Source organism: Streptomyces sp. NPDC101152 (assembly GCF_044768275.1).
Taxonomy (GTDB): domain Bacteria; phylum Actinomycetota; class Actinomycetes; order Streptomycetales; family Streptomycetaceae; genus Streptomyces.
Map to the genome: position 1 here is coordinate 1 of NZ_JBIWPO010000018.1, position 20,237 is coordinate 20,237.

The window sequence follows — 20,237 nt, forward strand, 5'->3', positions numbered from 1 at the left end:
AAGCCATGGAGGGCAGCCAGCATGAAAACCATCCCTGCCCCACCCGCGCAGTCCCAGAGTCGCGAACTCACGGGACGCACTCAAGAAGGTAGGGCGGCATGAAGTCACAACCCCTTGTCGGCGCTGCCGTGTTCACCGCGGTCATGGGGTCGGCCGGTTACCGCTGCCAGTGCGAGGGCGAGTGCGGCAACCCGCACGCCAAGGGCGAGGGCCGGTGCCCGCACGAGCACGACCAGTACACCAGCAAGCACGGGCGCCGGGTGCGGCTGATGGCCGCCCCCGGCGACCCGCTCGCCAGCAACGTGACGGCCGCTCGCCTCCCGGCGAGCGCGCTGCGCGCATGGTGCCCCGACTGCCACGAAGCCGCCGCACGCCAGGCCAGGAAGCAACTCCCCGCGGCCCCTGCGGATCAGTGCGCACTGTTCGACCTGAGCGCCGGAGAGGACCACGCATGACGACCACAACCGAGCCGGTGAAGGCGTTCAGCTTCGGCGGTGGGGTGCAGTCGACAACCGCCCTGGCGCTGGCCGCGCGCGGGGAGCTGGACTACCGCACGTTCATCTTCGCCAACGTCGGTGACGACTCCGAGAAACCCGCCACCCTGCGCTACGTCGAGCAGTACGCGCGCCCCTTCGCCGAAGCCCACGGCCTGGAGCTGGTCACCGTCGGCCGAGTGCGCCGCGACGGCACCTCCGAGACCCTCTACGGGCGGATCACCCGGGAGGGCTCGCGCTCCCTGCCCATCCCCGTGCGGCTCTCGCCGTCCGGGGCGCCGGGCACCCGCGCCTGCACCGGTGACTTCAAAATCAAGGTGATCGGCAAGGAGCTGAAGAGGCGCGGCGCGTCCCGGGACAACCCGGCCACGGTCGGCATCGGCATCAGCCTGGACGAGATCGGCCGGGCCAACACCCGGCGCTGCGAGCCGCACGAGCGGATCGAATACCCGCTGCTCGATTTGGGTCTTCGGCGGGCGGACTGCCCGCGCATCATCCGCAGCGTAGGGCTTCCGGTGCCGCCGAAGTCGGCGTGCTGGTTCTGCCCGTTCCACCGGCCGGAGAACTGGCACGACATGCGCCGGGATGAGCCGGAGCTGTTCACCAAGGCGTGCGACCTCGAAGCGCTGCTCAACCGGCGCCGGGACGCGCTCGGCAAGGACCACGTGTACCTCACCCGCCTGCTCCGGCCGCTGGCCGACGCGATCCCGGACGGGGTCGACACGCTGCCGTTCGACGACACCGACACCGGCTGTGACTCCGGCTGGTGCATGACCTGAGCACACCCCGCACGAGCCCGGCCGCCCACCTTCCACAGCACGCGGCCGGGCCCGGCATCCCTCCCAGAGAGAAGGAACCCTCAGTGAACCACCCCGACGACAACGAACTCTTCAACCGACTCGAAGCCGAGATAGCCGCCGACTCCGGCGCCGAAGTAGTCGACCTCAACAGGGCCCGATCGGCGCGCAGCGAATCGGCCGACTCCGCCCCCGACCCGGCGGCCGACTCCCGGCCGACCGAGTCGGCCGACCCGAACGCCGACCGGTCGCCCGACTCGATCGACGACCCCGACGACCGGTCGACCGTGATGGTCGACGGACCGGCCCCGGCCGGTCCGGGACTGATGGACCGACTCCGGTCGGGTCAGCGGCGGGAGGTGATCCCGGCGTGGGCGAAGTCCAAGCCGGAGTTCGTCACCGCGCTGGGCTGGCTCGGGGGCTACGCCTGGCACACCACCGCCTTCCACGCGGTGCGCCTGCCCTGGTACTCGCTGCGGCTCGCCTTCCAGGCCCCGGCCGGGGCCGCGAAGTTCATCGGCGGCGCGATGCGCTGGGTCGCCGACACCGAGGGCGAGCCGCTGCGGCAGGTCGCCGCGCGGCGCGAGAACGTCGACGAGTACCTGAAGCTGTCCCGGCAGCGCGACAACCGCGTCAAGCTGCGCAGCATCCTCATGCTGCTCGCCCTGGTCGTCGGCCTACCGCTCGCCCTGGTGCTGTTCGTGCTCGCCCCCACCTGGCTGGAAGTGCTGACGCTGGCGCTGCTGACGGCCGGGTTCGGCTTCCTCGGGGCGCCGTCCGACAAGCCCGTCATCTCCCGCGCGGTCGTCACGACCGAAGTCGAGCGGCTCACCTCCGGCATCGTCGAACGGGCCCTGGGAGCGCTCGGCATTGCCGAGATCAACAAGGCGCTCGCCAAGGGCGGGGAGGGCATCAAGTTCCCCGCCCCGATCACTCGCGACGGTCCCGGCTGGCGCGCGGATGTCGACCTGCCCTATGGCGTGACCGTGCCGGACATCCTCGACCGGCGCGAAAAGCTGGCCTCCGGCCTGCGCCGCCCGCTGGGCTGCGTGTGGCCGGAGCCGGTCGCCGACGAACACGCCGGCCGCATGATGCTGTGGGTCGGCGACCGGGCGCTGAACAAGGTGCCCGCCCCGCCGTGGCCGCTGGCCAAGTCGGGTGCGGCGTCGCTGTTCAAGCCGCTGCCGTTCGGCACCGACCAGCGCGGCCGGAACGTCGACCTGACGCTGATGTACGACAACGTCCTGATCGGCGCCATGCCCGGCATGGGCAAGACGTTCAGCCTGCGCACGCCGCTGCTCGCCGCGGCGCTGGATGTGACGGCTGAGCTGCTGATCTGGGAGCTGAAGGGCACCGGTGACCTGGACCCGCTGAAGAAGGTGGCGGCCGACTACGGCTCCGGCCCGGACGATGAGACGTGCGCGGCCACGCTGGATTCGATCCGCTACGTCTACAAGGACTTGGAGCGCCGGGCCAAGGTCATCAGCTCCCTGCCCAAGGACAAGTGCCCGGAGAACAAGGTCATCCCGTCCCTGGCCGCGAACCGCTCCCTGGGCCTGCACCCGCTCATTCTCGCGATTGACGAGTGCCAGGAGCTGTTCAGCCATGACAAGTACGGCAAGGAAGCCGGGGCGCTGTGCACGGCCATCATCAAGCGCGGCCGGGCGCTCGGGGTGATCCTGCTGCTGGCCACGCAGCGCCCGGACAAGGACTCGCTCCCGCCCGCGATCAGCGCGAACGTGGGCACGCGGTTCTGCCTGCGGGTCATGGGCCAGATTGAGAACGACATGATCCTGGGCACGTCGATGTACCGCAACGGCATCCGGGCCACGTCGTTCACCAAGTCCGACAAGGGCATCGGCTACCTGGTCGGCGCCGCCGACGACCCGCAGATCGTGCGCGGCTACTACCTCGACAACCCGGCCGCGGACGCCATCTGCGAGCGGGCCCGCAAGGCGCGCATCGACGCGGGCACGCTGCGCGGCATCGCCGCAGGCCAGACCCCCGAGCGGCGCGAGGCGGTCGATCCCCTGCTTGAGGACATCCTCGCCGTCGTCCCGGCGGATGAGGCCAAGCCGTGGAATGACGTCACCGTCGACCGGCTCGCCGAGCTGCGGCCGGAGAAGTACGGGCCGTGGGGCGAGATGGCCCCGGCGGACAAGGCGCGCCAGCTCACCACCGTGCTCAAGCCGTACGGCGTGAGCACGGGCCAGGTGGCCCGGCGGATCAACGGCAAGACCGTCAACCGGACCGGGTTCGAGCGCGCCCACATCGTCACGGCGATTGCGGAGCGTGACCGAAACCGGGATGCGGGCTGACGCCGAGGGGCCTCTAGCGCTAGGGGTTCAACCCTCTAGCGCTAGAGGTCCCGCTAGCGCCCCATGTGTGCCCTGATCAGCGCGCTAGCCGATAGGGCCCCACCTGCGGAAACCCCTGAAAACCGCCCCGGGAGGGCTGTTGTGACCCCGATCCTGCTCGCTATCGCACTCCTGCTGTCCGTCACGTTCGGTTACGCCTCGGTGTGTGCGGCGAGCCCGTTCGGCAACTGCCGCAAGTGCCGCGGCTTCGGCTTCCAGATGAAGACCGACCGCAAGGGACGACCCAAGCGCGGCAAGAACTGCCGCCGCTGCAAGGGCCACGGCAAGCGGATACGCGTCGGCCGCTGGCTCTACAACCGTGCCACCCGCACCTACCGCGCGGGCACCCGCTGACCCCAACCCCACCCCACGGAAAGGAGGTTGCGGCATGGCCGTGACCATCTCCCTCGCCCTGCTCTTCGGGTTCGTGCTCTTCATGCTGCTGCGCTCCAAGACCCTCGGACCCGGCAGCGCGTTCGTGGCCGTGATGTTCGGCTTCTACCTCGCCTCCACCGGAGCCGCCGACACCGTCAACCAGCTCATGACCGCCGTCGTCAACGCGCTCCCGAACCTGTGAGGAGTACGGCCGTGAATGACCCCATCGTTGCCCGGCACTGGCTCGCCATCACCGCGCCCAAGGCCGCGCCCGCCCTCGCCACCACGACCGTGCTCGCGCTGGCCCGGATCTGGAACGCCAACGGCGCCGAACACTCCGTCGGCAACGCCGTCCTCATGACCGCCCTGTCTCTGGCCGCCGCGGCGGCCGGCGCGTGCGCGAGCATCGGCCGTGCCGGAGACCCCGTGCTCGCCGGGACCGCGTTCGCCGCCTCCGGCGGGCTCGCCCTCGCCGGGGTCGCCGGATACGCCGACGGATGGTCCCTGCCGCTGCTGCTGTGGGCGCTGGCAACCGCCGTCGCCTACGGGCTCGCCGCGCGCTACTGGCGCACCGACCGGCGCGAGCGCGTCGCCTACGAGCGGCACGTGAGCAACCGGCGCGAGGAACGCGCCCACATCGAGCGTGTCGAGACCATCCGCGGCACGACACAGATCGAGGTGGCCCGTACCGGCGCCGCCTACGCCGAACAGCTCGCGCAGGCACTCGTCACCCGCGCCGCGCTGCCCGGCTTCGACCCCGCCGCCCTGGAACGCGCGGGCCTGCCCGAACTCCCCACCGCCGAGAGGAAGTCCGCATGAGCGCGGTCCTGTGGCCCGTCACGGCCAGCATCGCCGACGCCCTGAACGCCGCGAACGGCACCGGCGAGCACGAGAGGGCGATGCGGCTGATGAAGATGACCGAGGAAGCGGGCGAAGCCGCCGCCGCGTACATCGGCGTGACCGGCCAGAACCCCCGTAAGGGCATCACCCACACTCCAGCGGACGTGGCTGACGAACTGTGTGACGTCATCATCGCCGCTGCCGTCGCCCTGCACGCCTTCACCACCGTCCCGCCCGCCGTCCTGGACGCCAAGCTGCATGCCGCCGCCCGGCGGCTCAACGCCCACACCAACACCGAAAGCGAGTGATCCACATGTCCGTGGGAGAGACTCCCATCACCATCGTCGGCAACCTCGCCGCAGACCCCGAGTTGCGGTTCACCCCGAGCGGCGCCGCACTGGTCAAGTTCTCCATAGCGTCCACTCCGCGCCGCTACGACAAGACCTCCGGCCAGTGGCAGGACGGCACCGCGATGTTCCTGCGCTGCAGCGCATGGCGCGACCTCGCCCAGCACATCGCCGAGAGCCTGACCAAGGGCATGCGCGTGGTCGTCACCGGTCGTCTGCGTCAGCACAACTGGCAGAACGACCAGGGTGAAAACCGCTCGATGCTCGGCCTGGAAGTCGACGACATCGGCCCCTCGCTTCAGTTCGCCACGGCCAAGGTCGAACGTGTCCAGCGCAACGGCGCTGCCTCCGGCCCGGCCAACGACGCGTGGAACACCGCCGCCCCGGCCGGAACGGCTCCGGCCTCCGGCGGATGGGGCTCGCCTGCTCCGGCCAGTGACGAGCCGCCATTCTAGATACGCCCGAGGCGGGCGCCGTCTCACCACAAGCCTGCGCCCGCCCCGGTTCTCCTGTCCCTCCAACAGAACAAGGAGACCTTCAGCATGACCCAACACGCGGCATTCGGCGAGGGCCAACCGGCCCCTCCCACCCAAACGAGCCGCGACTACCTGCGCACCGCCCTGGCGCTGGCCGCATCCGGCGTGCCGGTGTTGCCCCTGCGAGAAGGCAAGGTGCCGTTCGGGAACTGCCACGCGTGCGCCCGCGGTGCGTGCGGCGGCCGTCCCCACATGAAGAGGGCGGGCGCTTGCCAATGCCCCGCCCCGTGCCATGCCTGGGCTGCCGCGACCACCGACCCCCGCGTGATCACTTCGCCCGCGTGGGCTGCGGCCTGGCGTGCGGCCGGGGCCGTCGGCTACCACCCGGGGGGATGCGGGCTCACCGTCGTTGACCTGGACAACGCGCGAGCCGTGGCCTGGGCGCGCGAGACCCTGCCGACCACTCGGACCGTGCCCACTACCCGAGGTGAGCACTGGATCTACCTCGGGATCATGCAGTCTGCCAACGGTGTGCGGCCCGGCGTGGACATCAAATCGCGCATGGTCTACGCCCGGTGGCTTGGCTGCGGCACCGGCACCATGACGGCCCTGCCGTCCGCCGTCCGCGCCCTGGTGGTGAAGGAAGAGGCCACCCGCCCGCGCGCGGGGGTGGCCTCTTCCCTTCCGATGCGCGCCACGTGGGAACGGGCCGTGGCCACGGGATGCCGCCACACCGAGCGCTACATCCGTACCGGCCTGGAACGCGGCCTGGCCATGGTGGGCGCCCGGACCGAATCCGGTGCCGGATCACAGGCGTTCGGGGTGGCCCGCTTCCTGGCAGCCCAGCACGCGCACTGTCCCGGACCGTGCGGCTTGGACGCCATCGGAGAACAGATCGTCGCTGCGGCCGTCGCCGTCGGCGTCCCCGAGCCGTACGCGCAACGCGCGGTCGCCAACGGTCTCAGCACCGGCAAGGAGCAAGCAGCATGAGCACCAATCCGCCGGCACCCGCCATCGACGGCGCCGCACTGCTGAACGAGGTGGAAGCCTTCCACCGCCGCTTCAACATCTTCCCCACCGAAGCCGCCTATGTCGCTGTCGCGCTGTGGGACGCGCACGCCCACCTCATCGACTGCTTCGACTCCACACCCCGGATTGCGTTCCTGTCCCCGGAGCCGGGATCGGGCAAGTCCCGAGCGCTGGAAGTGATCGAAACTCTGGTGCCGCGCCCCATGGTTGCCGTGAACGCTTCCGCAGCAGCTTTGTTCCGGTCGGTGTCCAGCCCGGACGGACGGCCCACGATCCTGTTCGACGAGATCGATACCGTCTTCGGCCCCAAGGCAGGTGAGAACGAGGAACTGCGCGGGTTCCTCAACGCCGGACACCGCCGCAAGGGCGTCACCTACCGGTGCGTCGGCGACAGCCAGACCGTGACGCCGTTCCCGTCCTACACCGCAGTGGCGGTCGCCGGACTCGGCTCGCTGCCCGACACGATCCTGACGCGCTCGGTCATCATCCGCATGCGCCGCAGGGCCAGGAACGAGAAGGTCGAACCCTTCCGTGCTCGCCTCCATGAGCATGAGGGCAACGTGCTGCGCGACCGGCTCGCCGACTGGGCCGAACAGGTCCGGGAACGGGTCATCGAGGCGTGGCCGGAGCTGCCGGAGGGTGTGACCGACCGCCCCGGCGACGTGTGGGAACCCCTGCTCGCCGTCGCGGACGCGGTCGGCGGAGACTGGCCCCGGCGGGCCCGCGAAGCTTGCCTGACCCTGGTCAAGGCTTCCCAGGTCAATGACAAGGCCAGTCTGGGTATCCGGCTGCTGACCGATCTGCGCGACCACGTGCTGATCGGCGTAGACCGACTGCCCACCGTAGCCATCCTGGACCGGCTCAATGCCCTCGACGACGCCCCATGGGCTGACCTGAACGGCAGGCCGCTCGACTCCCGTCGGCTGTCGCGGATGCTCAGCGAGTACGTCACTGCCGACGGCGAGCCCATTGCCTCGCGCAATATCCGCACCGCCGGGGGAGTCCTCAAGGGCTACCACAGCGAGGATCTGGCGGACGCCTGGCAGCGCTACTGCCCGCCCCCTCCTGAGAATGCGCTACAGCCGCTTCTGCCGCTACAGCCCAGCTCAGAGGGCACGGCCGCGTAGCGCACCTCACGCGATGTAGCGGCTACGGAGCCATACCTTCCGGGCGCGACCGACCCTGCGTCGGTAGGCCCGGAAGCGTGCCGTAGCCGCTACATCGCATTCCTCCGCTACACGAAAGCCACCGCTGACCTGCGCTGTAGCGCTGAAGCGGATGTAGCGGACTTCAGAGAGCACCCCGAGATGCCCTCCGAGGAGGCACCGCCGCATGACCACGGTTGCTGAACCCGCCGAACAGCTCCTCTACCGCCCCGAAGAGGCGGCCAAGGCTCTCAGGATCGGACGCTCAATGGTCTACGAGGAGATACGCCTCGGACGCCTTCAGACCGTCCGCATCGGCCGTCGCCGACTCGTGCCGCCGGAGTACATCGCGCAGTACGTCGAACTCCTCAAGCGCGAGGCAGAGGCCACCGCCTGAACTCCCCATCACCCCACTTCCACAGGGCCGCGCCCTTCAGGCGCGGCCCTGTCCTATGGAGGCACAACAGAAGATGAGCGAGACCCCGAAGCGCACCCAAAGGGCTGGCCACGGTGCGGACACCATCTATTGGGACCCCGTCAAGAAGAGTTACGTCGGAGCCGTCTCCCTCGGGTACGCCCCGAACGGCAAGCGCCGTCGGCCGAAGGTGTACGGGAAGACGAAGACCGAAGTTCGTAACAAGATCCGGGACTTGAAGAAGGAGATGCAGACCGGCGTCAAAGCGCCGGCCAACTACACCGTGGCCGATGCGGTGAACGACTGGTTGGAGCGCGGCCTGAAGGGACGCGACGAGAAGGGCACCATCGGCAAGAACCGCTCGATGGCGAACAAACACCTGATCCCGTTCATTGGCAAGGCCAAGCTGAAGGAACTCAGCGCGGACGACGTCGACGACTGGTTGGACGACAGGGCCGAGTTCCTCGCGACGCGAAGCCTGCGTGACCTGCTCGCCATCCTGCGCCGCTCCATCGCGCACGCTCAGCGCAGGGACAAGGCCGCGCGGAACGTCGCCCTACTCGTCACCGCACCGGAAGGGCGTCCCGGCCGTCCGAGCAAGGCACTCAACCTTGAGCAGGCAAAGGCCGTGCTCACCGCCGCGCGCCCGTCACGCCTGTACGCCTACCTCGTGCTCTCGCTCCTGAGCGGCGTCCGCACCGAAGAGGCACGACCCCTCACCTGGGATCACGTCTTCCTGGAGACGACGGACGGCATTCCGCCGCACGTCGCCGTGTGGCGCTCGGTGCGAAAGCACGGCGAGACGAAGACCAGGAAGAGCCGCCGGACCATCGCTCTGCCGAAGCAAGTGGTCGAAGTCCTCGAAGAGCACATGCGATGGCAGAAGCAGGAGCGAGCATCGAGAGGGAAGGAGTGGAGCCCCACCGGCCGCGTCTTCACCACCCGGAGCGGCGAGCCGCTTGACGCGGCCAACGTCCGGCGAGACTTCAAGGCCATCGTGAAGAAGGCCGGACTGAAGCCTGAGTGGACGCCGCGGGAGCTCCGGCACAGCTTCGTGTCCCTGCTCTCTGACCACGGCATCCCCTTGGAGCGGATCGCGCTCTTGGTCGGTCACAGCAGTCAGGCGACCACGGAGGCGGTCTACCGCAAGCAGCTCCGGCCCGTGATCACACAGGGTGCCGAAGCGATGGATGACATCTTCGCTGAAGATCAGGAAGGGGAGGAAACGGAGGGCCAGGAAGAGGGCGACGCGGTGGCTTGATCGAATTCGTTTGGCCCCCTGTTTGGCCCCCCGAGCATGACAGAGGGCCAATCGCGATCATGCGATTGGCCCTCTGACCAGCGTCGGGGTGGCGGGATTTGAACCCACGACCTCTTCGTCCCGAACGAAGCGCGCTGCCAAGCTGCGCTACACCCCGGTGTCGCTGCAGTCCTGCTCATCGCGGCGACGTCGTTTACTTTAGCCCACCGGTGGCTAGAGACGAAATCCGGTTTTCGTGCGGTGGCGGACGGGGTTCGGGCGGGCGTGGTCGAGGGCGACGAGGAGGGCGGCGAGGGCGTAGAAGGCGAGGCCGAGGAGAAAGGCGTTGCCGAGGACGCTCTTGTAGCCGTGCAGGTCGACGTCCAGGACGGGGTAGAGGTACCGGCCCCGCGTTCCGGGCAGGATCAGCTCGCCGCGGACGAAGGAGAAGGCCAGGTAGGCCAGGGGGTACAGGAGCCATGACGCCGCCTGGCGCAGGTGCAGGCGGGCCGGGGGAGTGAGGAGCAGCCAGTCCAGGACGGCGGCTGCCGGGATCGCCGTGTGCAGGAGCTGGCCGGTCAGCCACAGCCGGCCGGTCGGCGCCGTCGTACCGCCCGTGATCGTGAACGGGGGTGAGGCGTGGGCCAGGAGCAGGTGGTACACCAGGGCCGTGATCACGACGTAGAGCAGTGCCGCGCCCGTGACGGCGGACGGGAGCGGGCGGCGGGCCGTCCAGGCGCGGCGGGCCGAGAGGGCGAGGACGGCGGCCAGGAACAGGTTGCTCTGGACCGCGAAGTGGCTCAGCACCCGGATGGGGCTGCCGAGCAGCAGGTCGACGGTGACGGCCGTAGCCGCGGTCAGGGCCACCAGCAGGCGGTACACGGCCGCGAGCGGTCGGCGGACCGGGGTGACCACCGCGGTGGCCGGCACGGAGGAGGTCAGCGGCGCGGGTACGCCCGGGATCGCGGGGAGGTCCGGGAGGTCCCTGGGTATGGGGGCGGTCATGCCCCCAAGGTAAGGAGTGTGCACAAAGGGGGCGATTCGGGCGGGCCGTACGGGCTACCGGCCCCAGGCCGTCTGGTCCCGTCCCACCAGCGTCAGCAGTGTCGCCTCCGGCGGGCAGGCGAACCGTACCGGCGTGTAGCGGTTCGTGCCGCAGCCCGCCGAGACGTGCAGGTAGGAGGTACGGCCCTCGGCGCGGTGGGTGGACAGGCCCTTGACCCGGTCGGTGTCCAGGTCGCAGTTGGTGACCAGGGCGCCGTAGAACGGGATGCACAGCTGGCCGCCATGGGTGTGGCCGGCCAGGATCAGGGGGTACGAGTCCGCCGTGAAGGAGTCGAGGACACGCAGGTACGGCGCGTGGACGACGCCCACCGAGAAGTCCGCCGAGGCGGAGGGGCCGCCGGCCACCTGGGCGTAGCGGTCGCGCTTGATGTGCGGGTCGTCCAGGCCCGTCAGCTCGACGGTGACGCCCTCGAGCTTCAGCTGCCCGCGGGTGTTGGTGAGGTTCTGCCAGCCCGCCGCGTCGAACCCGTCCCGCAGGTCCTCCCACGGGTTGTGGATCGCGCCGGTCACCGGCGGGTTGCCGTTCAGGCCGTGCCGGCCCTGGACCTTCTCCAGCAGGTAGCGGGCGGGGTTGCGGGGGCGCGGGCCGTAGTAGTCGTTGGAGCCGAAGACGTAGGCGCCGGGGAACTCCATCAGCGGGCCGAGCGCGTCCAGGACCTCGGGCACGCCCTCCGGGTCGGACAGGTTGTCGCCCGTGTTGATCACGAAGTCGGGGCGCAGGCCCGCGAGGGAGCGCAGCCAGCGCTGCTTCTTGCGCTGGCCGGAGACCATGTGGATGTCGGACACCTGCAGGACGCGCAGGGGACGCATGCCGGAGGGGAGGACGGGGACGGTCACCCGTCGCAGCCGGAAGGAACGGGTCTCGAAACCCGCCGCGTACACCACACCGGCGGCGCCGGCCGCCGCGATCCCCAGAGGTACTCCGTATCGAGCGCGCATACCTCCATCGTGTCAGACCCGGCAGGTCGGGGCGGGCCACGGTGTCCGGAGGCCGTCGGATCCTCACCAGCCGTTAAATGAGCGGGCGTCGGGTCCGGCGCACCTGCGACAATCAGAGGCATGAACAGGCTCAAGTCGAAGCTGCAGGAAGACCTCACGGCCGCGATCAAGGGGCATGACGAGCTCCGCTCCTCGACGCTCCGGCTGACGCTCGCCGCGATCACCAAGGAGGAGGTCGCGGGCAAGGAGAAGCGCGAGCTCTCCGACGACGAGGTGCAGAAGGTGATCAGCCGTGAGGCGAAGAAGCGCCGCGAGGCGGCCGAGGCCTTCGCCCAGGGTGGTCGCGCCGAGTCCGCGGAGCGGGAGAAGGCGGAGGGCGAGGTGCTCGCCGTGTACCTGCCCAAGCAGCTCAGCGACGAGGAGCTGAACAGCATCGTCGCCCAGGCCGTCGAGGAGGCGAAGGCGGCCGGCGCCGAGGGGCCGCGGGCCATGGGCGCCGTGATGAAGATCGTCAACCCGAAGGTCGCGGGCCTGGCGGAGGGCGGCCGGGTCGCCGGTGTGGTGAAGAAGCTGCTCGCCGGCTGAGCGGCAACGGGACAGGACGAGAACGGCCCCTGACCGTCGTCACCGGAGCAGTCCGGTGACGACGGTCAGGGGCCGTCGGTGTTTCTCCTCGGTGACTCGGTGACTCGGTGACTCGGTGACTCGGTCACGGCGTCAGCCGCGTCGGCCGCCGTTCGCGTTGCCGTTGGTCTGGCCCTGGAAGAGGTTGCTCGGGAAGGAGAACGTCGGCGACGGGAAGGTGGTGCCGCCGTTGCCGCCGCCCGTGCCGTTGCCGCCGGTGGTCAGGCCGCCGATGAGGCCGCCGGTGTTGTTGCCGGGACCGTTGTTCCCCTTGCCGTTCCCCTTGCCATTGCCGTTGTCGTTGCCCTTGTTGGGGTCGGGGATGTCGACGAGGTGGAACTCCTCCACCGGCTTGCCGTTCAGCGCGTTGTCCATCATGTCGCGCCAGATCGGTCCGGGGACCTGGCCGCCGTAGACCTTGTCGTTCCAGACGCCGCCGATGCTGATGTTCTTCATCTGGCGCTCGTGGGCCGGGTCGCCGACCCAGACCGCGCCCGCCATGTTCGGCGTGAACCCGACGAACCAGGCCGCGTAGCGGTTGTCCGTGGTACCGGTCTTGCCGGCGCTCGGGCGGCTGTCGAGGCCCGCCGCCTTGCCGGTGCCGTCCTCGACCACGCCCTTCAGCAGCGTGGTCACGGTGTCGGCCGTCTTCTCCGACATCGCGCGCGAGCAGGTCGACTTGGGCACCTCGAGCGACTTCTTCTGGCTGCCCACGGTCTGCGTGATGGACTCGATGGCGACGGGCGTGCAGTACATGCCGCGCGCCGCGAAGGTCGCGTACGCGTTCGCCATCGTCAGCGGCGACATCTCCTGCGTGCCGAGCGCGATGGACGGCGCCTGCTGGATCTTCTTGCCGTCAGCCCGCTCGACGCCCATCTTCTGCGCCATCGTCGTCACCGGGCAGATGCCGATGTCGCTGATCAGCTGCACGTAGTAGGTGTTGACCGACTTGGCGGTCGCTTCCTTCATCGAGTACGGACCGTGTTCGTCCGGGTTCTCGTTGGTGAGGTGGACGCCCTTCTCGTCCCAGGTCCTGCCGTCACAGGCGGAGACCGGAGCCGGGTAGTCCATCTCGTACGGCGAGGAGTACGTCTGCGTCGCCGGCGTGCCGCCCTCGATGGCGGCCGCGGCCACGATCGGCTTGAACGTCGAACCAGGCTGGTAGCCCGCGCCGCCGCCCATGGACTTGTTGACCGACAGGTTGATCGAGGTCTCGTGGTCCTTGGTGTTGATGCCGTACGGCCGCGACTGGCCCATCGCCAGGATCTTGCCGGTGCCGGGCTCCACGATGGTGGCGGCGGTGGCGACCTCGTCGCTCTTGTAGACGTGCTTCTTGATGGAGTCCTGGACGGATTCCTGGGACTGCGGGTCCAGCGTGGTCCGGATCGTCAGACCGCCCTGGTTCCAGACCTTCGCCCGGGCCTCCTGGGTCTTGCCGAAGATCGGGTCGGTCAGGAACACCTGGCGCACGTAGTCGCAGAAGAAGCCGGCGCCCTTGACGGCGGTGATGCAGCCGTTCTTCGGCTTGCTGGGGTTCAGACCCAGCGGGGTCCGCCCGGCCTTCGTGGCCTCCGCCTGCGAGATGTCCCCCATGTCGGCCATGCGCTGCAGCACGACGTTACGGCGTTTGGTGGCCTCCGTGGAGTCGTTGACCGGGTCGTACCGGCTCGGCGACTGGACGATGCCGGCGAGCAGCGCCGCCTGCTGCAGGCTGAGGTCCTTGGCGTGCTTGGAGAAGTAGCGCTGGGAGGCGGCCTCGACGCCGTAGGCCTGCTCGCCGAAGAACGTGATGTTCAGGTAGTTCTCGAGGATCTTCTTCTTGCCGAGCTGCTCCTCGAGCTGGATCGCGTACTTCAGCTCCTTGATCTTGCGGCCGAGGGTCTGCTGGGTGGCCTGCGCGACCTTCGTCGGGTCGTCACCGGCCTCCTCGATGGCGACGTTCTTCACGAGCTGCTGGGTGAGCGTCGAGGCGCCCTGGGCAACCCCGCCGCTCTGCGCGTTCTTGTTGACGGCACGCAGGACGCCCTTCAGGTCGATCGCGCCGTGCTGGTAGAAGCGCGAGTCCTCGATCGCGACGATCGCCTTCTGCATGTACGGCGAGATGTCCTTGAGGGGGACCACCGTGCGGTCGCGCGAGTACACCGTGGCGATCTGGCCGCCGTCGGCGTCGAGGATGGTGGTGCGCTGGCTGAGCGGGGGCGTCTTCAGGTTGGCCGGGAGCTCGTCGAAGCTCTGCACCGACCCCTTGGCGGCCAGACCCAGCGCGCCGACGGCGGGCAGCGCGATGCCGGCCAGGACCGCTCCCGCGAGCACACTGACACCGAGGAACTTGGCGGCCTGCTGCGTTGGGGACAGGCCACCGCCCGAGCGCTTCTTTGGCATGAGGGCAGCCTACGTTCTCAATCGCCGGACACGCGTATATGCCTTGGCCTAAGCTGCTCTCAACTGTCACAGCAGTAGGGCCACGTATCAATACGTCCGGCGACCCCGAATCGTTCCGGAAGTTCCCCGACTTTTTTGGTGGGGGCGTGTCCGAATCCGCCTTGTGTGTCGGGCGGTGTCCGTTGTGACTCCATGGAACCGTCCCGGTTTGCCGGGAAAGTCACGTATGTCACCAGCTCACTCCCCCGGGTGATCTGCCGCTTACCCATAGTCCGTTCGGGCCATTCAAGATTGGGCCCGAAGGGGGTGTTGCGCTGTGCCCACCTTCCGTAACGTCCTCAACTGGCAGCGGTGAATATGCCGCTGCCGCCGTGGGGGAGCCTCGATTCGGGAGAGGACGGCGCCGGTATGGGCTGGGTAACCGACTGGAGTGCGCAGGCCGCCTGCCGCACTACCGATCCGGATGAACTGTTCGTTCAGGGAGCAGCGCAGAACAGGGCCAAGGCGGTGTGCACCGGATGCCCGGTACGCACCGAATGCCTGGCCGACGCGCTGGACAACCGCGTCGAGTTCGGCGTGTGGGGAGGCATGACGGAGCGTGAGCGCCGCGCACTGCTGCGCCGGCGGCCCACCGTGACCTCCTGGCGCCGGCTGCTCGAGACGGCACGGGTGGAGTACGAGCGCGGGGTGGGTATCCTGCCGCTCGACGACGACGAGGTGTACGAGAACTACGCCGCGGTCAGCTGAGGGGACCCCTCGGCTCAGTCCGCGGCCGCCTCGGGCAGCTCCGGCCGGTTGGCCGCGAGCCGGTCACCGATGTCCCTGAGGCCCGCGAGGTCGTGCACATCGCCGGGCAGTGCGGCCACTTCGGCCACCGCCACCTCCGGGTGGCGCGCCGTGAAGCGGTCACGCGTGCGCTGCTCGCGGGCGAGCAGCCGCATGCGCTCGGCGTGCAGCCTCAACAGGCCTGCGGTGAGCCGCTCGACACTGCCCTGGGTGCCCTCGGCGCCCTCGTCCTCCTGATCCGGACCGGGGGAGTTGGTCCTGGACGCGGGAGGCTCGGCCGGCCGGGACGCCTCGGACGCGGCGGGCTCGGATGCGGGAGATTCTGAACTGCCGTACGGGTCGGGAGAGTTACGAAGTCCAGCTTTCCCACCGTCCTGATCGACAATGCGGGACTCCACAAGATTTTCCGCGGCGGCGAGCGCCCGCTCGGCCGACAGCCGGTCGGCGCCGCTGCCGTGGACCCGGTTGAGCACCAGTCCGGCCAGCGGCATCTCCTCGGCCGCCAGCCGCTCCACGAAGTACGCGGCCTCGCGCAGCGCGTCCCGCTCCGGGGCCGCCACCACCAGGAACGCCGTCCCCGGCGCCTGCAGCAGCTTGTACGTGGCGTCCGCGCGCGTGCGGAACCCGCCGAAGGTCGTGTCCATCGCGGCCACGAACGTCTGGACGTCCTTGAGCAGCTGACCGCCCAGCAGCTTGCCCAAGGTGCCGGTCATCATCGACATACCGACGTTCAGGAACTTCATCCCCGCGCGCCCGCCGAGCTTCGCCGGTGCGGTCAGCAGCCGGATCAGCCGGCCGTCCAGGAACGAGCCGAGCCGCTTCGGCGCGTCCAGGAAGTCCAGTGCCGAACGGGAGGGCGGGGTGTCGACGACGATGAGGTCCCACTCGTCCCGGGCCCGCAACTGGCCCAGCTTCTCCATCGCCATGTACTCCTGCGTGCCGGCGAAGCCCGCGGACAGCGACTGGTAGAAGGGGTTCGACAGGATCGCGGCCGCCCGCTCTTGATCCGCGTGCGCCTCCACGATCTCGTCGAAGGTGCGCTTCATGTCGAGCATCATCGCGTGCAGTTCGCCGTCGCCCTCGGAGCCCTTCACGCGGCGTGGCGTGTTGTCGAGCGAGTCGATACCCATGGACTGGGCGAGTCGGCGCGCCGGGTCGATGGTCAGCACGACCACCTTGCGCCCACGCTCGGCGGCCCTGAGGCCGAGCGCCGCCGCGGTCGTGGTCTTGCCGACCCCGCCCGAACCGCAGCACACCACGATCCGCGTCGCCGGGTCGTCGAGCAGCGGGTCGATGTCGAGCACGCGCGCGGGGGTGAGACGGTGCTGGCGGACGCTCTCCTGGTCGCTTGCCGGGTCCGGACTCATGACATCCCCTGCTTCCGATGCTCGCGACTCGTGCTCCGACTCGTGCTCCGGCTCATGACAGGCCCTGCTTCCGCAGCTCCCTGGCGAGCTCGTACAGCCCGGCCAGGTCCATGCCCTCGGCGAGCAGGGGCAGTTCATGCAGCGGCAGGTCCAGTTCGCCCAGGACCGAACGCTGCTCGTGCTCCAGTGCGTAGCGCTCGGCGTACTCCTCGGCCTGCCCGAGCAGCGGGTCGACCAGCTTCTCGGCGTTCCCGCCGCGCCGCGCGCCGCCGAGGCCCGCCGCCGACAGAGCCTTCGCGACGGCGGAACGCGGCACACCGCGGACGAGTTCCAGGTCCCCCCCGTCCAACACCTCGGGGCGCACCATGTTGACGATGATCCGGCCCACCGGCAGGTTCGCCGCGCGCAGTTCGGCGATCCCGTCCGCGGTCTCCTGGACGGGCATCTCCTCCAGCAGCGTCACCAGGTGCACGGCCGTCTCCGGCGACTTCAGCACCCGCATCACGGCCTGCGCCTGATTGTGTATGGGGCCGATCTTCGCCAGCCCCGCCACCTCGTCGTTGACGTTCAGAAAGCGGGTGATGCGGCCGGTGGGCGGCGCGTCCATGACGACGTAGTCGTAGGCGAAGCGGCCGCTCTTCTCCTTGCGCCGCACCGCCTCGCACGCCTTGCCGGTCAGCAGGACGTCCCTGAGGCCGGGCGCGATGGTGGTGGCGAAGTCGATGGCGCCGAGCTTCTTCAGCGCTCTTCCGGCACTCCCGAGCTTGTAGAACATCTGGAGGTAGTCCAGAAGGGCCAGTTCGGGATCGATGGCGAGGGCGTACACCTCCCCGCCCCCTGGAGCGACGGCGATCTTCCGCTCCTCGTAGGGCAGCGCTTCGGTCTCGAAGAGCTGCGCGATGCCCTGGCGGCCCTCGACCTCGACGAGAAGCGTCCGCTTCCCCTCGGTGGCGAGGGCCAGCGCGAGGGCGGCGGCGACCGTGGTCTTTCCGGTCCCGCCCTTGCCGCTGACGACCTGGAGCCTGCTCACGTCTTCGAGCCTAACCAGTCCGTGCGCCAACCACGCCACAGCCTGTGGACAACTCGAGGGCGGACGGCGGGCGACCAGCGGCTAAAGTCGGCCGCATGACCAAGTGGGAATACGCAACTGTGCCGCTGCTCGTCCACGCCACGAAGCAGATTCTGGACACCTGGGGCGAGGACGGCTGGGAGCTCGTCCAGGTCGTTCCCGGGCCGAACAACCCCGAGCAGCTGGTGGCCTACCTGAAGCGGGAGAAGGCGTGATGGGCGCCGTCGAGGCGAGGCTCGCGGAACTGGGCCTGACCCTGCCGGAGGTCGTCCCGCCGCTGGCCGCGTACCAGCCGGCCGTCCAGTCGGGCACGTACGTCCACACGTCCGGCCAGCTGCCGATGGTGGAGGGCAAGCTGCCCGTCACCGGGAAGGTCGGCGCGGAGGTCACCGCCGAGGAGGCCAAGGACCTGGCCCGTGTCTGCGCGCTGAACGCGCTTGCCGCCGTCAAGTCCGTCACCGGCGACCTGGACCGCATCGCGCGCGTGGTGAAGGTCGTGGGCTTCGTCGCCTCGGCGGCGGACTTCACCGGCCAGCCCGGCGTGGTCAACGGCGCGAGCGAACTACTCGGCGAGGTCCTCGGCGACAAGGGCGTGCACGCGCGCAGCGCGGTGGGCGTGGCGGTGCTGCCGCTGGACGCGCCGGTCGAGGTCGAGATCCAGGTCGAGCTGGTCCCGTAGCGAGCCGGCCCGTAGGAGGCGCTGACCTCGGGGACCTCTCGAACATTCGAGCACCACGGGATAGCCTCCGCCCATGGCGAATGGGCAGTGGTTTCCGCAGGACTGGCCGGAGCGCATCCGTGCGCTCGCCGAGGGCACCCTCACTCCGGTCGTCCCCAAGCGCGCGGCCACGGTCATGCTCCTGAAGGACACCGCCGACGGCCCCGCCGTCCACATGCTGCGCAGACGCGCCTCCATGGCCTTCGCCGGAGGCGCGTACGCGTATCCGGGCGGTGGCGTCGACCCCCGTGACGACGAACGCCAGATCCGCTGGGCGGGCCCCACGCGCGCGTGGTGGGCGAAACGTCTCGGCGTCGACGAGGCGGCCGCCCAGGCCATCGTCTGCGCGGCCGTACGGGAGACCTACGAGGAGGCGGGCGTCCTGCTCGCCGGGCCCGCAGCCGACTCGGTCGTCGGCGACACCACGGGCGAGGACTGGGAGGCGGACCGGGCGGCGCTGGTGGCCCGCGACTTCTCCTTCGCCGAGTTCCTGGACCGCCGCGGTCTCGTCCTGCGCTCGGACCTGCTGGGCGCCTGGACCCGCTGGATCACCCCCGAGTTCGAGAACCGCCGCTACGACACCTGGTTCTTCGTCGCCGCCCTCCCGGACGGCCAGCGCACCCGCAACGCCTCCACGGAGGCCGACCGCACGGTGTGGATCCGGCCCGGCGAGGCCGCCGGCGGCTACGACAAGGGTGAGCTGCTGATGATGCCGCCCACCATCGCGACCCTGCGCCAGCTGCTCCCGTACGCAGCGGTCGCCGACGCGCTCGCCGCGGCGCCCGACCGTGACCTGACGCCCGTCCTCGCGCGGGCCCGGCTCGCGGACGGCGAGATCGTGCTGTCCTGGCCGGGACACGACGAGTTCACCAAGCACATCCCCACCCACCTTCCGACCGACCTCCCGACCGGTGGAGCCTGAGCATGACCGACGCGACAGTCCTCCCCGGCCAGCCCCGCGGCGGGGTCCTCTCCGGCCCCGCCACCCCGCGGGCCGTCAACGTCCTGGCGCCCAACGCCTCGGCGATGACCCTGGACGGCACGAACACCTGGATCCTCGCGGAGCCGGACTCCCGGCTCGCGGTGGTCGTCGACCCCGGTCCGCTCGACGAGGCCCATCTGCGCGCCGTCGTGGACACGGCAGAGAAGGCCGGCAAGCGCGTCGCGCTCTCGCTGCTGACCCACGGCCACCCCGACCACGCGGAGGGCGCCGCCCGCTTCGCCGAGCTGACCGGCACGAACGTACGGGCCCTGGATCCCGCGCTAAGGCTCGGCGACGAGGGACTGGGCGCCGGGGACGTGGTCACCGTCGGCGGCCTGGAGCTGAGGGTCGTCCCGACCCCCGGGCACACCTCGGACTCCCTGTGCTTCCATCTGCCGGCCGATCAGGCGGTCCTGACCGGCGACACCGTCCTGGGGCGCGGCACGACGGTCGTGGCGCATCCCGACGGCCGCCTGGGCGACTACCTGGACTCGCTGCGCCGGCTGCGGTCACTGACGGTCGACGACGGCGTCCACACCGTCCTGCCCGGGCACGGTCCCGTCCTGGAGGACGCCCAGGGCGCGGTCGAGTTCTACCTCGCCCACCGCGCCCACCGGCTCGCCCAGGTCGAGACCGCCGTGGAGGACGGCTACCGCACCCCGTCCCAGGTCGTCGCCCACGTCTACGCGGACGTGGACCGCTCCCTGTGGCCGGCGGCGGAACTGTCGGTCCGGGCGCAGCTGGACTACCTGGAGGAGCACGGTCTGATCCAGGCACAGGGGTTCTGAGG

Annotated in this window: 23 protein-coding genes and 1 tRNA gene; 18 read left to right on the forward strand and 6 right to left on the reverse strand. The window is 69.9% G+C overall.

Annotated features, from left to right (window positions below):
- Positions 1-98: 98 nt before the first annotated feature.
- The 12 genes from ACIRVK_RS23210 (at position 99) to xerC (ending at position 9,536) form a co-directional block, all read left to right on the forward strand.
- Positions 99-455 (forward strand): hypothetical protein, encoded by a 357-nt coding sequence (locus ACIRVK_RS23210; protein WP_404249944.1) that lies wholly within the window; start codon positions 99-101, stop codon positions 453-455.
- Positions 452-1,273, forward strand: a complete 822-nt coding sequence (locus ACIRVK_RS23215; RefSeq protein ID WP_404249946.1) for a phosphoadenosine phosphosulfate reductase — start codon at positions 452-454, stop codon at positions 1,271-1,273. Before ACIRVK_RS23210 ends, ACIRVK_RS23215 begins: the two co-directional genes overlap by 4 nt.
- 83 nt (positions 1,274-1,356) lie before the next feature.
- On the forward strand, positions 1,357-3,609 hold the full coding sequence (locus ACIRVK_RS23220; RefSeq protein WP_404249948.1) for a cell division protein FtsK: 2,253 nt from the start codon (positions 1,357-1,359) through the stop codon (positions 3,607-3,609).
- Between the two features lie 141 nt (positions 3,610-3,750).
- Complete coding sequence (locus tag ACIRVK_RS23225; RefSeq protein WP_404249950.1) at positions 3,751-4,002, forward strand: hypothetical protein; 252 nt, start codon at positions 3,751-3,753, stop codon at positions 4,000-4,002.
- A 34-nt stretch (positions 4,003-4,036) separates the two neighbouring features.
- Positions 4,037-4,225 carry a hypothetical protein gene (locus ACIRVK_RS23230; protein WP_386416167.1) on the forward strand — a complete coding sequence of 63 codons (189 nt, stop codon included), beginning with the start codon at positions 4,037-4,039 and terminating at the stop codon, positions 4,223-4,225.
- An 11-nt stretch (positions 4,226-4,236) separates the two neighbouring features.
- Positions 4,237-4,842, forward strand: coding sequence for a hypothetical protein (locus ACIRVK_RS23235; protein WP_404249952.1), 606 nt, complete (start codon positions 4,237-4,239; stop codon positions 4,840-4,842).
- The gene (locus ACIRVK_RS23240) at positions 4,839-5,171 is read left to right on the forward strand and encodes a hypothetical protein (protein WP_404249954.1); all 333 of its coding nucleotides are present in this window, start codon (positions 4,839-4,841) and stop codon (positions 5,169-5,171) included. The genes ACIRVK_RS23235 and ACIRVK_RS23240 overlap by 4 nt, the downstream gene beginning before the upstream one ends.
- 5 nt (positions 5,172-5,176) lie before the next feature.
- A complete protein-coding gene (locus ACIRVK_RS23245) occupies positions 5,177-5,665 on the forward strand; it encodes a single-stranded DNA-binding protein (RefSeq protein WP_404249956.1) in 489 nt (162 codons plus the stop codon).
- A gap of 87 nt (positions 5,666-5,752) precedes the next feature.
- The gene (locus tag ACIRVK_RS23250) at positions 5,753-6,676 is read left to right on the forward strand and encodes a bifunctional DNA primase/polymerase (RefSeq protein WP_404249958.1); all 924 of its coding nucleotides are present in this window, start codon (positions 5,753-5,755) and stop codon (positions 6,674-6,676) included.
- Complete coding sequence (locus ACIRVK_RS23255) at positions 6,673-7,842, forward strand: DUF3631 domain-containing protein (protein WP_404249960.1); 1,170 nt, start codon at positions 6,673-6,675, stop codon at positions 7,840-7,842. Before ACIRVK_RS23250 ends, ACIRVK_RS23255 begins: the two co-directional genes overlap by 4 nt.
- 205 nt (positions 7,843-8,047) lie before the next feature.
- The gene (locus ACIRVK_RS23260; RefSeq protein WP_108906899.1) at positions 8,048-8,257 is read left to right on the forward strand and encodes a helix-turn-helix domain-containing protein; all 210 of its coding nucleotides are present in this window, start codon (positions 8,048-8,050) and stop codon (positions 8,255-8,257) included.
- A gap of 73 nt (positions 8,258-8,330) precedes the next feature.
- Entirely contained in the window at positions 8,331-9,536 is a 1,206-nt protein-coding gene (gene xerC / locus ACIRVK_RS23265) for a tyrosine recombinase XerC (RefSeq protein ID WP_404249962.1), read from the forward strand.
- Positions 9,537-9,619: 83 nt separating this feature from the next.
- Here xerC and ACIRVK_RS23270 read toward each other — a convergent pair.
- From ACIRVK_RS23270 to ACIRVK_RS23280, 3 genes are all read right to left on the reverse strand, one after another.
- Positions 9,620-9,693: transfer RNA gene (locus tag ACIRVK_RS23270), tRNA-Pro, on the reverse strand.
- A gap of 56 nt (positions 9,694-9,749) precedes the next feature.
- Complete coding sequence (locus ACIRVK_RS23275) at positions 9,750-10,520, reverse strand: Pr6Pr family membrane protein (RefSeq protein WP_404249964.1); 771 nt, start codon at positions 10,518-10,520, stop codon at positions 9,750-9,752.
- A 54-nt stretch (positions 10,521-10,574) separates the two neighbouring features.
- Positions 10,575-11,519 carry a metallophosphoesterase gene (locus ACIRVK_RS23280; RefSeq protein WP_404249966.1) on the reverse strand — a complete coding sequence of 315 codons (945 nt, stop codon included), beginning with the start codon at positions 11,517-11,519 and terminating at the stop codon, positions 10,575-10,577.
- A 120-nt stretch (positions 11,520-11,639) separates the two neighbouring features.
- On the opposite strand from ACIRVK_RS23280, the gene ACIRVK_RS23285 reads away from it, so the two are divergent.
- Positions 11,640-12,104 (forward strand): GatB/YqeY domain-containing protein, encoded by a 465-nt coding sequence (locus ACIRVK_RS23285; protein ID WP_404249968.1) that lies wholly within the window; start codon positions 11,640-11,642, stop codon positions 12,102-12,104.
- A gap of 132 nt (positions 12,105-12,236) precedes the next feature.
- Here ACIRVK_RS23285 and ACIRVK_RS23290 read toward each other — a convergent pair whose 3' ends face one another.
- Positions 12,237-14,525: a transglycosylase domain-containing protein gene (locus ACIRVK_RS23290; RefSeq protein ID WP_404249970.1), complete on the reverse strand. Its 2,289-nt coding sequence runs from the start codon at positions 14,523-14,525 to the stop codon at positions 12,237-12,239.
- Between the two features lie 408 nt (positions 14,526-14,933).
- Here ACIRVK_RS23290 and wblA point away from each other — a divergent pair, with 408 nt between their 5' ends.
- The gene (wblA, locus tag ACIRVK_RS23295) at positions 14,934-15,272 is read left to right on the forward strand and encodes a transcriptional regulator WblA (protein WP_058924101.1); all 339 of its coding nucleotides are present in this window, start codon (positions 14,934-14,936) and stop codon (positions 15,270-15,272) included.
- A gap of 14 nt (positions 15,273-15,286) precedes the next feature.
- Here wblA and ACIRVK_RS23300 read toward each other — a convergent pair whose 3' ends face one another.
- Positions 15,287-16,678: an ArsA family ATPase gene (locus ACIRVK_RS23300; RefSeq protein ID WP_404249972.1), complete on the reverse strand. Its 1,392-nt coding sequence runs from the start codon at positions 16,676-16,678 to the stop codon at positions 15,287-15,289.
- A gap of 52 nt (positions 16,679-16,730) precedes the next feature.
- Entirely contained in the window at positions 16,731-17,708 is a 978-nt protein-coding gene (locus ACIRVK_RS23305; RefSeq protein WP_404249974.1) for an ArsA family ATPase, read from the reverse strand.
- A 95-nt stretch (positions 17,709-17,803) separates the two neighbouring features.
- Between ACIRVK_RS23305 and ACIRVK_RS23310 the strand changes: the two genes are divergently transcribed.
- The 4 genes from ACIRVK_RS23310 to ACIRVK_RS23325 all read left to right on the forward strand — a co-directional run bounded on the left by ACIRVK_RS23310 (position 17,804) and on the right by ACIRVK_RS23325 (position 20,235).
- Positions 17,804-17,962: a DUF4177 domain-containing protein gene (locus ACIRVK_RS23310; protein ID WP_003967454.1), complete on the forward strand. Its 159-nt coding sequence runs from the start codon at positions 17,804-17,806 to the stop codon at positions 17,960-17,962.
- Positions 17,962-18,426, forward strand: a complete 465-nt coding sequence (locus ACIRVK_RS23315) for a RidA family protein (RefSeq protein ID WP_404249976.1) — start codon at positions 17,962-17,964, stop codon at positions 18,424-18,426. Before ACIRVK_RS23310 ends, ACIRVK_RS23315 begins: the two co-directional genes overlap by 1 nt.
- A 73-nt stretch (positions 18,427-18,499) precedes the next feature.
- Positions 18,500-19,387 carry an NUDIX hydrolase gene (locus tag ACIRVK_RS23320; RefSeq protein WP_404249978.1) on the forward strand — a complete coding sequence of 296 codons (888 nt, stop codon included), beginning with the start codon at positions 18,500-18,502 and terminating at the stop codon, positions 19,385-19,387.
- Positions 19,388-19,389: 2 nt separating this feature from the next.
- Entirely contained in the window at positions 19,390-20,235 is an 846-nt protein-coding gene (locus tag ACIRVK_RS23325; RefSeq protein ID WP_404249980.1) for an MBL fold metallo-hydrolase, read from the forward strand.
- Positions 20,236-20,237: the final 2 nt, after the last annotated feature.

Coding starts and splice junctions, on each gene's coding strand:
- ACIRVK_RS23210 (WP_404249944.1), top strand. CDS start 99: ATGAAGTCACAACCCCTTGTCGGCGCTGCCGTGTTCACCGCGGTCATG.
- ACIRVK_RS23215 (WP_404249946.1), top strand. CDS start 452: ATGACGACCACAACCGAGCCGGTGAAGGCGTTCAGCTTCGGCGGTGGG.
- ACIRVK_RS23230 (WP_386416167.1), top strand. CDS start 4,037: ATGGCCGTGACCATCTCCCTCGCCCTGCTCTTCGGGTTCGTGCTCTTC.
- ACIRVK_RS23240 (WP_404249954.1), top strand. CDS start 4,839: ATGAGCGCGGTCCTGTGGCCCGTCACGGCCAGCATCGCCGACGCCCTG.
- ACIRVK_RS23245 (WP_404249956.1), top strand. CDS start 5,177: ATGTCCGTGGGAGAGACTCCCATCACCATCGTCGGCAACCTCGCCGCA.
- ACIRVK_RS23250 (WP_404249958.1), top strand. CDS start 5,753: ATGACCCAACACGCGGCATTCGGCGAGGGCCAACCGGCCCCTCCCACC.
- ACIRVK_RS23255 (WP_404249960.1), top strand. CDS start 6,673: ATGAGCACCAATCCGCCGGCACCCGCCATCGACGGCGCCGCACTGCTG.
- ACIRVK_RS23260 (WP_108906899.1), top strand. CDS start 8,048: ATGACCACGGTTGCTGAACCCGCCGAACAGCTCCTCTACCGCCCCGAA.
- xerC (WP_404249962.1), top strand. CDS start 8,331: ATGAGCGAGACCCCGAAGCGCACCCAAAGGGCTGGCCACGGTGCGGAC.
- ACIRVK_RS23275 (WP_404249964.1), bottom strand. CDS start 10,520: ATGACCGCCCCCATACCCAGGGACCTCCCGGACCTCCCCGCGATCCCG.
- ACIRVK_RS23280 (WP_404249966.1), bottom strand. CDS start 11,519: ATGCGCGCTCGATACGGAGTACCTCTGGGGATCGCGGCGGCCGGCGCC.
- ACIRVK_RS23285 (WP_404249968.1), top strand. CDS start 11,640: ATGAACAGGCTCAAGTCGAAGCTGCAGGAAGACCTCACGGCCGCGATC.
- ACIRVK_RS23290 (WP_404249970.1), bottom strand. CDS start 14,525: ATGCCAAAGAAGCGCTCGGGCGGTGGCCTGTCCCCAACGCAGCAGGCC.
- wblA (WP_058924101.1), top strand. CDS start 14,934: ATGGGCTGGGTAACCGACTGGAGTGCGCAGGCCGCCTGCCGCACTACC.
- ACIRVK_RS23300 (WP_404249972.1), bottom strand. CDS start 16,678: ATGAGTCCGGACCCGGCAAGCGACCAGGAGAGCGTCCGCCAGCACCGT.
- ACIRVK_RS23310 (WP_003967454.1), top strand. CDS start 17,804: ATGACCAAGTGGGAATACGCAACTGTGCCGCTGCTCGTCCACGCCACG.
- ACIRVK_RS23315 (WP_404249976.1), top strand. CDS start 17,962: ATGGGCGCCGTCGAGGCGAGGCTCGCGGAACTGGGCCTGACCCTGCCG.
- ACIRVK_RS23320 (WP_404249978.1), top strand. CDS start 18,500: ATGGCGAATGGGCAGTGGTTTCCGCAGGACTGGCCGGAGCGCATCCGT.
- ACIRVK_RS23325 (WP_404249980.1), top strand. CDS start 19,390: ATGACCGACGCGACAGTCCTCCCCGGCCAGCCCCGCGGCGGGGTCCTC.